Source organism: Oceanobacillus neutriphilus (genome assembly GCF_014645515.1).
In the GTDB taxonomy this organism is placed as follows: Bacteria; Bacillota; Bacilli; order Bacillales; family Amphibacillaceae; genus Oceanobacillus; species Oceanobacillus neutriphilus.
In genome coordinates this window covers 323,712-336,770 of the sequence record NZ_BMLW01000001.1, presented here as the reverse complement: position 1 = coordinate 336,770, position 13,059 = coordinate 323,712, and the positions used below count along the sequence as shown (strand labels likewise).

Here is a 13,059-nt window from a genome sequence, read left to right as displayed (position 1 = left end):
AAGCAAGCCAACCAAGTACCACAAGGTGTTTTACAATTATTACAATAATAATTAAAAAAGGAACTCTGGATTTTCTAGGGTTCCTTTTTTAAACCTGTTATTCAGTAATTTTGTGTATTACCTGAAAGCATGTCTATAACATTTCTTTGCAGTAATACATGTTTTCCCAACAGTTCAAAGGTATTGTTTGACCAATATATAAATTTGAAAAGAAATCGTGGGTTATCTTAATTAGCTTAATGACTCGTTCCCTTCCAAATTTATTTGCCGTAAAATATAGTATATAAGTCTATTCACATAAGGGGATACCAATGACAAACAAACAACAAGTGTATAAAAGTTACCTTGAAGAACAGCTCCAATGGTTTAGGGAACGGGATTCTATTTTAGAAAAAATGGAAATAAAACTATATGAAATGAAAAAGATAGCTGAATATGCTTGTGAAGAAGAACTTACTTCGGATGAAATTGGAAGGCTAAATTTTCAATTGAATAAACTGAAAAATGACATTCAATCATTAGAAAAGCAGTTGAATGGCTTTGTGCATTAAAGGAAATCAATATATGTTTTCTTGATACTTGATAGAAACGGTTTCTACTACATAATTGAATTTTACTACCGGGTATAAAAGCATAATTTGAATCGTACAAGCTAGTAAGTATATATTACAATCCCGAATTAACTATATAGGTATAATTCTCGCTATGGAATTAGGACTTATTTTATTCGGGAAGAAATAGAAAAGTGCATAATCGAAGGAGCAGTTACTGCCAAATTATTAGAAAATATTAAGCTGATCAGTATTATAGTAGGAATAAACAAATTCTATGTCTTAGAGTTTGTTACAACAGGCGATTCTTTCTCAGTTCCCTAATTTTATAAACCACCGACCAATAACTTCTCCCCAAATTATCTGCAATATTTTGATCTGTGCTGCCTGTTCGTTTCAAATGAATGATGGTTTCTATTTCTTTATTTGAATAAAGTTTTTTCCTGTTTGAAGAGCTTAATTTAATTATGACATCATTGCCATACCTCTCATATATTTCTTCTGTTTTCTCATTTAGTTTGTTTTCCATATTTGTTTTATAAAGCATTGAAGGTATTTCTTTAGAATACGGTTCTATAACTCTGAGGAATTTCCGAACTTCTTTCTCCTTATTCATTTTTAACAGACTACCTTTTCCATCTGGGTGCCCAGATACAACAAAGTTGATGTTAAATGTTTGATTTAAGTGAGATGCAAGAAGATGATTTTCTTCTTTGTTAAAGTTGAGTGTATATAATATGATGCTGGGATGGCAATAAACGATATGCTTGGATTTATTATAATTATAAGATAGAACTAAACTTCCATCATCAAGGTATAGGGAGGCTAAAAAAGCCGGATGTAAACATTTACTAAGAAATTCTCTTTTCAATATTTTTTCACTGCCATTATAAAGAAGTTGATGTAATTTGGTAAAGAAAGGATGGCTGGGTGAACGCAGGTAATTTCCATTAATTTCAAAACCCAAGCTTTCTAGTTGGGACAATTTCCAAAAACGATATTCACGTTGATTTTCTCCAAAATGTTCTTGATAGTAGAAATTTTTACTTCGTTGAGCTCCTTTGCTTATATAACCATCACCAAGCAAACTTCCAAAAATAATTTGCTCTTGAATCTTATTCGGTTTAAAAAGAGGGATATTCGCTTCATACCATTTTCGACGGTGTTCAACAAATTGTAATTTCAGTTTGGCAAGGTGTGTTTCAGATTTTTTTAAGCTGTATTTTTTAGCAATAGATCGAATTACATGTGGGGTTACATTTAGATATTCAGCAACCTCCTTTGTGGTCTTTATCGGGAAATTTTTAATAATATAGGATTCAAATTTATCATTATCCATCCTTTGTACCCCCCTTCTTTAATCGAACGCTTGTTCTGTTGTTTATTTTAACATATCAGTTAATAAATAAGTATACTTATTTGAAAATTCCATTAAATTTTTATATATTTTTAGAGTAATATTCAAGAGGATATCTTAGTAACAAACTATAAATAAGCCCCCTTATGGTAACTAAGGATGATTATGAAAAGAGATTATTATTTGCTTTTAAATGAGTTCATTTCATAATTCCTAACCCTTGTGTCCTAAGGAGTTCAGAACACAAAAAAGAAGCACCTCCCAAAATCTTGTATAATGGTAGTTGACTACACAACCATAAAAAGACTGGAGGAGTACTTTTTATGGTCATTATACGATAACCAAGAGTGTTTGGCCTTCAAGAATTTTACGGCTTGAAAGCAAGTATGAGATTGATATAAAGAGATTATTAAACACCCTCAAAAGGAGGTCCTACCCATCTACAAACTACTAATAGCAGATCGAGACAAAGAAGAGCTTAAAGGCATCCACTGGCTGCTTTCAAAATATTCATTTCCAATAACAGAAACCAGATTATCTGATCAACTGACAGACGTTCTGACAACGCTCGAAAATGAACTGCCCGATATATTATGTATCGAATTAGATATGATACCTGAAGACAGCTGGGAGATGGTTAAATCATTTATTCACCGATACTCAGGACAGGTTATCGCTATCACTGCCGAGGCTACATTTGAGCGGGCCATGCAGGCGATGTCTATTAAAGCAGTTGATTTGTGGGTGAAGCCGCTCTCTCCATCAAATATGAAGCACGCCTTGCAGCAGGCTATCGGAAATCTATCAGCTGTCAGTAAGAAAAATACGGTTACAGAACTGGGACATGCTGTGCGGTATGAAGCTTTATTTATAGATGACCACGTTTCCTTCCCTTTCCCGGTATATTTACTGGGAGCTGAACAGCGAAAAACACTAAATGATCTAAGGGATTTTATTGATCAATTTGATTTTGATTATAAGCCATCCGTATTTTCCACTCATGATAATATTGTGCTCGTGTTCCAGCATGATTTTCCGGCACCTGTAAAACAGGCACAGCGATTCTTAAGAGAATGGGAGCATTCGGAAGGAAATCCTATTGCAATTGTTGTACATACAGGAAACGGGGATTCTCTTCATCCAATTTATATGAAACTATTACGGATGATGGAAACGACCTTTTTTATCGGCTATAAACAGGTGTTGCAGGCAGAAGATATCCAGGAGTGGGTAGATATTGATCCTTTTTTAACTGTGGAGGAGCAGAGAAATTGGGTTTTTATGCTGGATGAAGGGCAGGGAGACAAGCTGAAAAGCTGGCTGTATGAGGAATTCTTTAATATGAAATCTCCATATCCGGAACCCGGCCTGCTTCGGACACGTTTAACCAGTATTCTTGCACAAATACGGCGGTTTATGTTCCGAAAGGGGCTGAAGACGAAGGATAGTGAAGCTTACTATAAAAAAGTATTTGAAAGTATATTATACAGCCCGGTTTTATATCGTATTGTCCAAGAGCTTATTCTGTTTATTAATTATCTGTTTCAAACGGTTAAAGAGCAGGATATGTTTGCGAAGGCAGATGTTATCGAAGCAGCAATCGGCTATATGGAAAATCACTATAATGATGCAATGCTTTCATTAACAGAAACAGCTGCACAAGTTCAACGCAGCCCATCTTATTTGAGTCATATTCTGACGAAAAGATATCAGCAATCCTTCCGGGAGATGCTGATCTATATTCGATTGCAAAAGGCGAAGGAGCTGCTTGGTGCCACAGATGATTCTGTTCAAAATATCGCTGCCGCTGTCGGTTTCCGCAATCCGAATTACTTTAGCCGTGTGTTTAAATCACATACCGGTTTGACTCCTCGTGAATGGAGATTGCAGTAAATGAAACAGTTATATTATATTTTTATAATAATCTAATATTATTATCATAAAATGAAAGCGTTTTATGTGTAAGTTTATCTTTACCTATGATTTTTATATTATTTCGAATCGGAGTTATCTATATTAGACTCTCCCTGGTTGATAAAATAAGAATTATCAGAATACAGTATTGATGGGAGAGTGAATAAGCCATGTCAAAGACAAAGTCAAGAGAAGTAAAACAATATAGAGGCACGGAATTAAATACAAAAGGCTGGATTCAGGAAGCGGCATTACGCATGTTAAATAATAATCTCCATCCAGATGTAGCGGAAAATCCGGATGAGTTAGTGGTGTATGGCGGGATTGGAAAAGCAGCAAGAAATTGGGACTGCTATGATGCCATTGTTAAGTCTTTAACTGAATTGGAAGAGGATGAGACGCTATTAATTCAATCTGGTAAGCCGGTGGCTGTTTTTCCTTCTCATAAGGATGCTCCTAAAGTGTTAATTGCTAATTCAAACCTTGTACCTGCCTGGGCGAATTGGGATCATTTTCATGAGCTGGACCGGAAAGGATTAATGATGTATGGCCAAATGACTGCTGGAAGCTGGATTTATATTGGGAGTCAGGGAATTTTGCAGGGAACCTATGAAACCTTTGCAGAATGTGCAAAGCAACACTTTAAAGGCAACCTGGCCGGAACGATTACATTAACTGCAGGACTTGGCGGTATGGGAGGGGCTCAGCCATTAGCTGTAACCTTGAATGGCGGTGTCTGCATTGCAGTTGAAGTAGATCAGCATCGGATTGATCGTCGGATTGAAACGAAATATTTAGATATGTATACAGATGATGTGGACGAAGCTATTCGTCTGGCTGATGAAGCCCGCAGTGAAAAGAAGGCGTTATCTATTGGGCTGTTAGGGAATGCTGCTGAAGTTTTACCTGAGATGATTGAGAAAGGGTTTATTCCAGATATATTAACGGATCAAACCTCTGCACATGATCCATTAAATGGTTATATTCCAGAAGGATTCAGCCTGGAAAAAGCTGCAGCTTTACGAAAAAAGGATGAGAAAGAATATACAGGTCTTTCTAAAGCAAGTATTGCTAAGCATGTAGAAGCGATGCTGGAAATGCAAAAACAGGGAGCTGTAACCTTTGATTATGGAAATAACATCCGGCAGGTGGCAAAGGACGAAGGAGTGGAAAATGCCTTCGATTTCCCAGGCTTTGTTCCTGCCTATATCCGTCCGCAATTTTGCGAAGGGAAAGGGCCGTTCCGCTGGGTGGCGTTGTCTGGGGATCCAGAGGACATTTATAAAACAGATGAAGTGATTCTACGTGAATTTAGTGATAATAAGCATTTATGTAATTGGATTCGGATGGCCCGGGAAAAGGTGAGCTTTCAAGGTCTGCCTTCCCGTATTTGCTGGCTTGGTTATGGAGAACGCGCAAGATTTGGCAAAATCATAAATGACATGGTTGCCAGCGGTGAATTAAGTGCTCCTATTGTCATTGGCCGTGATCATCTTGATTCCGGTTCTGTCGCTTCCCCTAACAGAGAAACAGAATCAATGAAAGATGGCAGTGATGCTGTTGCGGACTGGCCGATCTTAAATGCACTAATCAATAGTGTCGGCGGGGCAAGCTGGGTCAGTGTGCATCACGGCGGCGGTGTAGGAATGGGGTATTCTCTTCATGCCGGTATGGTCATTGTTGCGGACGGCACAAAGGATGCTGAAAAACGTCTGGAGCGTGTCCTGACTACGGATCCCGGCATGGGAATTGCCCGTCATGTGGACGCAGGCTATGAACTGGCACAGGAAACAGCACGTAAAAAGAACGTGAACATTCCCATGTTAAAAAAAGAATAACGTAAAGCACTGCTCCCTTTAGAGAAAACAAACGCTTTTCTGCGTGATCGCAGCAGCATTTTACAAATTGATAAAACATGAATATGGGAGGGGAAGTAACATTGGTACAAAGGATGTTTATTTCAAATGCGAATCAAGTAATTACCATGGCAGGACACTCTGATAAGCCTGCTAAAAAAGAGGAAATGTCCAAAATTTCAATAATGGAGCATGGGAGTATCTGGATTGAAGATGGAAGAATCGTTGAAACAGGTCCTGATGATGAACTCCGTGAAAAATACAAATCACAATTAGAAGATGCTCAACAAATTGATGCATCCGGGAAAATTGTAACTCCCGGTCTGATTGACCCGCATACACATCTTGTCCACGCCGGTACACGTGAAAATGAGTATGCAATGCGTTTGAAAGGAAAAACGTATATGGAGATTATGGGGGCAGGCGGGGGAATTCATGCAACCACCCGTGCCACACAAAAGGCCAGCCATGAAGAGTTATATGAAGAGTCGAAAAAGCGTTTAGATAAATTTTTATTGCATGGCGTGACTACGGTTGAAGCAAAAAGCGGATATGGATTAACACTGGAACATGAGTTGAAACAGCTGGAAGTGGCAAAGCAGCTGCAAAAGGATCATTCCATTGATATTATTTCTACTTTTATGGGAGCACATGCTGTACCTATGGATGAAAAAGATAATCCGGAAAAGTTTGTTACCCGTTTGATAGAAGAAATGATTCCTGAAGTAGCAGAGCGGAAATTGGCTGTATTTAACGATGTATTTTGCGAGCGCGGTGTATTTACACCTAAGCAGTCAAAGCGAATACTGGAGGCCGGAAAAAAACATGGACTTATTCCCAAAATTCATGCGGATGAGATTGAACCGTATGCTGGTGCAGAATTAGCAGCAGAGGTCGGGGCAATTTCTGCAGATCATCTTCTGAAAGCATCCGATGAAGGAATAAAAGCGATGGCTGAGAGGGGAGTCACTGGTGTTTTATTACCTGGCACAGCCTTCTTCCTAATGGCAGAATTTGCTCCTGCCAGAAAGATAATTGAGGCAGGGGTCGCGATAGCTCTATCCACGGATCAGAACCCGGGCTCTTCGCCGACGATTTCTCTTCCGTTTATGATGAATTTAGGCTGTTTGAAGATGGAGATGACACCGGAAGAAGTATTAACCGCAACGACTATCAACGCAGCACATGCCATTGGCTGTGCAGATGAGGCAGGAAGCCTGGAAGCGGGTAAGAAAGCTGATATAACTATTTTTGATGTTCCTAATTATTTAACTTTATCGTATCAGTATGGCATGAATCATGTAGATACTGTTATAAAAGCAGGGAAACAGGTTGTAGCAGGAGGACGGCTGCAATGAATAATAATCTCTGCTCCTTAAATCATGAAGTAAAATAACGGGTTGACAATACTGCTATTTTTAAAGGGAATTATCAAATAGAGAATAAGGGGATTGTCATATTTAGCAGTAGTATCGAAACTTAAATAAAAAGGGTGAATATAGTGAACCAAGTTGAAAAAGACGTAACTGTTAAAGAACCGAAACATGCACAATCCCTTAACATCAATAATTTATTGAAGTTTCTCCTGTTTAGCTTGATTGGAATTTTTACTTTTTTTATCCCAATTACAATAAATGGAGTATCATCGATTCCACTTGATCATATTGTGACCTATGTTCAAACAGTTTTTTCCGGTGCAGTTCCTTACTATGCTTTGATTATGATTATCTTTGGAGCAATATATCCATTCATAAACCGTACTTGGAATAAAGATATAGTTAATATTGTTTTATCTGTATTTAAGATTTTTGGTGCAGCTGTAACGGTTATGTTAGTTTTTCAATTTGGACCAGGCTGGCTGCTTGATCCGAATATAGGTCCGTATCTTTTTGAGAAATTGGTGATTCCGGTTGGGGTTCTTGTACCTATTGGAGCGGTCTTTCTTGCCTTACTTGTAGGCTATGGATTATTAGAGTTTTTTGGAGTTCTGCTTCAATCTGTTATGCGGCCAATTTGGAAAGTACCAGGCAGATCTGCCGTTGATGCAGTGGCGTCTTTTATTGGTAGCTACTCTATAGGCTTATTAATTACGAATCGGGTTTTCAAAGAAGGAAAGTACACAATAAAAGAAGCAACGATTATTGCAACAGGATTTTCAACCGTTTCCGTAACATTCATGATTGTCATAGCAAATACACTTGATTTGATGGGAATCTGGAATATGTATTTTTGGGTCACATTATTTGTTACTTTCCTGGTAACTGCAATTACAGTAAGAATGTGGCCTCTAAATAAACTCAGTGAGGAATATTATGACGGGCAAGGACAGCCTGAAGAAATTATTAAAAAGAATCGAATAAAAGTTGCATGGTCACAAGCTATGGAGGTAGCGGATCATGCACCGGCAATTTCAAAAAATATTTGGATGAATTTCAAAGATGGTCTAATTATGACAATGGCAATTCTTCCATCTATTATGTCAATCGGTCTGCTGGGTCTGATTTTAGCAGAGTATACTTCTGTATTTGATATACTTGGTTATATCTTTTATCCATTCACATGGATTATGCAGGTTCCAGAGCCGCTGTTAGCTGCTAAGGCAGCAGCAACAGAGATTGCTGAAATGTTTTTACCGGCATTGCTTGTTACGGATGCTTCGTTAATAACGAAATTTGTAATTGCAACCTTGTCTGTATCAGCAATTCTTTTCTTTTCGGCTTTAATTCCATGTATCTTGTCTACAGAGATACCAATCAGTGTTCCTAAGCTGATCGTGATTTGGATTGAGCGCACGATATTAACAATCATTATTGTAACACCAATTGCATATTTATTACTTTAGCATGGGTAAAGAGATCAGATATTATTACTATAAGTAATGGACTATTTTTATTATTCGGATTATAATTATAGATAGCCAATAGTAAATAGTGTTATTTTTGAGAGTAAAAGGGAGCGTTTACATGTCTCAGGAAATTAGAATTGGAAAAATAGCAACACTGCTTGCCATGTTAGATGAGAGTGAATACAGCTCCTTTGAAGCTATGTTTAACGAAGTAGATACATGCCTTGGAAAAGTAGGCTCGATGAACATGCAGAAGGTTATATCATCCGTTGAAACGGCAGTGAAACGAAGCGGGTTAATTGAAGAGGGAGTCTATAGAGAAACGCATGCTTTATATCACACGATTGTCGAGGCTCTTGAAGGAGTAACAAGAGGGCAGCTGGCGATTGGAGAGACCATGCGGACAGTAGGTCTTCGCTTTGCTGTTGTACGCGGCAGACCATATACAGAAGAAAAAGAAGGCGAATGGATAGCTGTCGCTTTTTACGGAACCATTGGAGCACCTATAAAAGGATTGGAGCATGAAGCGCTCGGTCTGGGTATTAATCATATTTAACAATCAAATACGAAATCATGACCTATAGTAACAAGTTGTTAGGAGGTGATGATGGCTTACTTCAGTATGCCGTTATCATCTCCTTTTTATGTTTGTATAGTAATTTGAAAAGGGAGGGAGCAGCAATGATTGAATTAACAGGTCATTCTTTAACCATCAATCAGCTGAAAAGAATTCTTATTGATAAAGAAAAAGTGTCAATTTCAGAAAAAAGTATGCAAAAAGTCCGTGAAAGCAGATATGCGGTAGAAAATATCGTAGCAAATAAAGAAACGGTATATGGAATCAATACGGGTTTTGGTAAATTTAGTGATGTCATCATTGATCAGGAAAATGTAGAAAAGCTGCAGTTAAATTTAATACGTTCACATGCTTGCGGTATTGGCGAACCGTTTCCTGAAATTGTTTCACGAGCAATGATTGTGCTGCGCTTAAATGCTCTTTTAAAAGGATTTTCAGGTGTGCGTGTTGTTCTGGTTGAACTGTTGGCTGAGCTTATTAATAAAAATGTCCATCCGGTCATCCCGCAGCAAGGATCACTGGGAGCATCTGGAGATTTAGCTCCGCTGGCCCATCTGGCACTTGTTTTAATCGGAGAAGGGAAAGTCTATGATGGTTCGGGGAAACCAGTAAATGCAGCACGGGTTTTAACTGATAAAGATATCCAGCCAATTGTTCTGCAGGCGAAGGAAGGTCTTGCACTTATCAATGGAACACAGGCCATGGTTGCAATGGGAGTTGTAAACTATATAGAAGCAGAACAGCTCGCCCTGGATAGTGAATGGATTGCGGGTATGACAATAGAAGGTCTGGAAGGAATAATCGATACCTTTCATCCGGCCGTTCACGAAGCAAGAGGCTACCCGCAGCAGATAGCTGTTGCGGAAAGAATGCGTGAATGGTTAGAGGGGAGCAGCCTTGTTACAAAGCAAGGTGAAAAACGCGTACAGGATGCGTATTCATTGCGCTGTATTCCGCAGGTGCATGGTGCATCATGGCAGACGCTGGATTATGTGAAAGAAAAGCTGGAGATAGAGATGAACGCTGCTACGGATAATCCGCTTATTTTTGAAGAAGGGGAGCTGGTTATTTCAGGCGGGAATTTTCATGGTCAACCCATTGCATTTGCGATGGATTTTATGAAAATTGCTGTAGCAGAATTAGCTAATATATCAGAACGCCGTATCGAGCGGCTGGTCAATCCACAGTTAAATGATTTACCGCCATTTTTAAGTCCGGAGCCGGGCTTGCAATCTGGTGCAATGATTATGCAATACGCAGCAGCTTCACTTGTATCAGAAAATAAAACATTGGCACATCCTGCAAGTGTGGATTCGATCCCTTCCTCTGCAAATCAGGAGGACCATGTAAGTATGGGAACAATCGCAGCAAGACATGCGGGGATGATTATACAAAACACGAGACGGGTATTAGCGGTTGAATGTATATGTGCCCTGCAGGCTATAGAATATCGGGGAGTGGAAAAAGCAGCCCCGAAATTAAAAGAAAAATGGAATCAGATGCGCAAGGAAGTTCCAAGCATTACAGAAGACAGGGTTTTTTCAAAAGACATAGAGAAGGTGAACCAAGCTTTAAATCCACTGATTAACTCCAGCAGTTTTATAAAAAAAGGGAGTTATATTTCGTAAGCAAGGATAACGAAGAGACAACATTCTTCATCTTTATTTAAAGAGGGTTGTCTCTTTAGTTTGTAAAATATGTCAACGTTCTTTTTCAAAGCTATCATCAAATAATAAAAGCTCTTCTAATCTCTTCACATCTCCACCAAATCAGCCGATATACCTATAAACAAGTATAATCAAAAAATAGTATGATTGGAGGCTGATAATCAATGCGCATCAACAATAATGTAATGGCTTTCACGATCTATCATCATATGAATAATCATTTTGCCATGGCTCAGAAATCCATGCTCCGTATAGCGACCGGACAGCGTATTAACAGCGCTACGGATGACCCGGCGGGGTTAGCAATCTCAGAAAAAATGCGTGCGCAAATTCGCGGTTTGAATATGGCGATACGAAATACGCAGGATGGAATCTTGCTCCTGCAAACTGCAGAAGGTGCGGTAAATGAAACGCATGCCATATTGCAGCGGATGCGGGAGCTGAGTGTAAAGGCTGCGAATGGAACATATTCAGACCCTGACCGGGAGATACTGCAGGATGAAATCAATCAACTTCGTGAGGAACTGACTCGAATAGGCAAGGATACAGAGTTTAATAAGCAATCTTTACTAGACGGCTCGTTTACAAATAAGCGAATTCAAGTTGGAGCCAATTCGGGTCAGTATATTGAGATTTCCATTGGTGATGTGCGGACAGCGGCTCTCGGTGTAGATGAAATTGATATTTCTACACAGGAAGGAGCGGATGAGGCGATTGGTATATTAGATGAAGCGATTAAGCGGGCATCGTCCCAGCGCTCTAGTCTGGGAGCCATTCAAAATCGTCTGGAGCATACAATCAATAACCTTTCCAATACCGTTATGAATTTGACGCAGGCAGAGTCGCGGATTCGTGATGCGGATATTGCAAAAGAAATGATGTTGTACACCAAGCATAGTCTTTTGGCTCAGGTTGCGATGGCGATGTTGGCGCAGGGGAATCAGCAGCCGCAGATGATATTACAGCTTTTGCAAAATTGATATTTTCAGTGGGGAGTATAAATTTTAAAAAAGAACTAAAAGTGTTCTCCTAAAAAAAGAACACCCTTAGCTCTATCTATGAAACGGACAGCCCTTCACTTCCTGATAAGCCTTATTCTGATAAAAGAAATTCGGCTTTTTCAGTTCATTTCTATAGGGCTGGTGCCAGACGTGGGTAGTTGCCGGGGAAACAGGCGGTATAAGCCATGTCCATTTTCCAGTTACTTCACGGTCTGCTTTTGCTTCCTGCTTTTCGAAAATATGGAACTGTGTTGCAGCTGTATGATGATCTACAATGGATACGCCTTGTTTTTTAAAGGAATGGAGTACCATTTCATTCAGCTCAATCAACGCACGGTCTTGCCATAAGCTGCTGGCATGCTTTGTCTCTAAGCCCATTATCTCCGCCATTTTTGGAAGCAGATTATAGCGGTGCTCATCTGCAAAGTTTCTTGCACCAATCTCCGTTCCCATATACCAGCCGTTAAAGGGGGCAGATACATAATGCAGTCCGCCGATTTCAAGGCGCATATCTGCAATAATTGGAATAGCATACCATTTTAAATGTAAGTCTGCCACAGCCTTATATTCTGGATGCTCCATTGGGATTTCCGGAATCAATGCTTCAGGGATACTTCTCCAGACAGGCGGCTGATCGCCAATTTGAATAACCAGAGGCAGAATATCAAAATGTGTTCCCTGTCCCTGCCAGCCTAGTTTCTCGCAAATTTTTGTGAACTCCAGAGAGTCTGAATCGCCAATAATACCTTCATCAGACTCATAGCCTGCATAGCGCAGCAGCTGATGGTTCCAGATTTTTACGGTGTCTTCTTTGGCTGAGCTGGCAGGGAAGATAGTGATATATGGCTTAATTCTTCCTTGGTTAAAGGCATTTTTTAAATGACTGAACAGAAATTCGAATACTTCTTCTTCTGTGGTTGCCTGCCTGGCATCAGCTACGTCGATACGTTCCCAAAAAAGTCTGCCGATACAGCGGTTTGAATTCCGCCATGCCAGCTTTGCTCCATAAACAATTTCCTCGTAGGTTTGTGTATATGTGTTGTGTGCTTTTATTTCTGAAATTACTTCTTTGACTCGTTCTTCAAGTTGTTCTGCAGGAGCTTTCGTTTCTGTATAGTAAGTTTTTAAAAATTGTTCGGCTTCCTGCTGCATTTCATAATTATTCAATGGAATATACCTCCAGCTGCTGACTATCCTTTATATTATTTATTTTAGCGAATAGAAGGAAGAATTTCCATTTTATCTGACTCATATGGCAAGGAGTGTCAATATCTGTTCATATTGCTGTCAC

General features: G+C 39.3%; 10 protein-coding genes. 8 read left to right on the top strand and 2 right to left on the bottom strand.

The genetic code is table 11. The annotated features are described in order from the left end of the window. The first annotated feature begins 311 nt into the window (after positions 1 to 311). Positions 312 to 551 (top strand): hypothetical protein, encoded by a 240-nt coding sequence (locus tag IEX29_RS01535; protein ID WP_188732787.1) that lies wholly within the window; start codon positions 312 to 314, stop codon positions 549 to 551. A 292-nt stretch (positions 552 to 843) separates the two neighbouring features. Here the strand turns inward: IEX29_RS01535 and IEX29_RS01530 are convergent, their stop codons facing one another. Continuing rightward, complete coding sequence (locus IEX29_RS01530) at positions 844 to 1,890, bottom strand: endonuclease (RefSeq protein WP_188732786.1); 1,047 nt, start codon at positions 1,888 to 1,890, stop codon at positions 844 to 846. A gap of 423 nt (positions 1,891 to 2,313) precedes the next feature. On the opposite strand from IEX29_RS01530, the gene IEX29_RS01525 reads away from it, so the two are divergent. From IEX29_RS01525 to IEX29_RS01495, 7 genes are all read left to right on the top strand, one after another. Then, positions 2,314 to 3,801 carry a helix-turn-helix domain-containing protein gene (locus tag IEX29_RS01525; RefSeq protein WP_373290631.1) on the top strand — a complete coding sequence of 496 codons (1,488 nt, stop codon included), beginning with the start codon at positions 2,314 to 2,316 and terminating at the stop codon, positions 3,799 to 3,801. Positions 3,802 to 3,992: 191 nt separating this feature from the next. After that, positions 3,993 to 5,660 (top strand): urocanate hydratase, encoded by a 1,668-nt coding sequence (gene hutU, locus IEX29_RS01520; RefSeq protein WP_188732784.1) that lies wholly within the window; start codon positions 3,993 to 3,995, stop codon positions 5,658 to 5,660. Positions 5,661 to 5,773: 113 nt separating this feature from the next. Next, entirely contained in the window at positions 5,774 to 7,036 is a 1,263-nt protein-coding gene (hutI, locus tag IEX29_RS01515; RefSeq protein WP_373290629.1) for an imidazolonepropionase, read from the top strand. Positions 7,037 to 7,239: 203 nt separating this feature from the next. Then, a complete protein-coding gene (locus tag IEX29_RS01510) occupies positions 7,240 to 8,520 on the top strand; it encodes a YjiH family protein (protein ID WP_229720066.1) in 1,281 nt (426 codons plus the stop codon). A gap of 121 nt (positions 8,521 to 8,641) precedes the next feature. Beyond that, positions 8,642 to 9,079: a histidine utilization transcription antiterminator HutP gene (gene hutP / locus IEX29_RS01505; protein ID WP_188732783.1), complete on the top strand. Its 438-nt coding sequence runs from the start codon at positions 8,642 to 8,644 to the stop codon at positions 9,077 to 9,079. A 125-nt stretch (positions 9,080 to 9,204) separates the two neighbouring features. Further along, positions 9,205 to 10,728 (top strand): histidine ammonia-lyase, encoded by a 1,524-nt coding sequence (gene hutH, locus IEX29_RS01500; protein WP_188732782.1) that lies wholly within the window; start codon positions 9,205 to 9,207, stop codon positions 10,726 to 10,728. A 203-nt stretch (positions 10,729 to 10,931) separates the two neighbouring features. Next, a complete protein-coding gene (locus tag IEX29_RS01495) occupies positions 10,932 to 11,747 on the top strand; it encodes a flagellin N-terminal helical domain-containing protein (protein WP_188732781.1) in 816 nt (271 codons plus the stop codon). Positions 11,748 to 11,819: 72 nt separating this feature from the next. Here the strand turns inward: IEX29_RS01495 and IEX29_RS01490 are convergent, their stop codons facing one another. After that, positions 11,820 to 12,920 carry a nitric oxide synthase oxygenase gene (locus IEX29_RS01490; RefSeq protein WP_373290627.1) on the bottom strand — a complete coding sequence of 367 codons (1,101 nt, stop codon included), beginning with the start codon at positions 12,918 to 12,920 and terminating at the stop codon, positions 11,820 to 11,822. Positions 12,921 to 13,059: the final 139 nt, after the last annotated feature.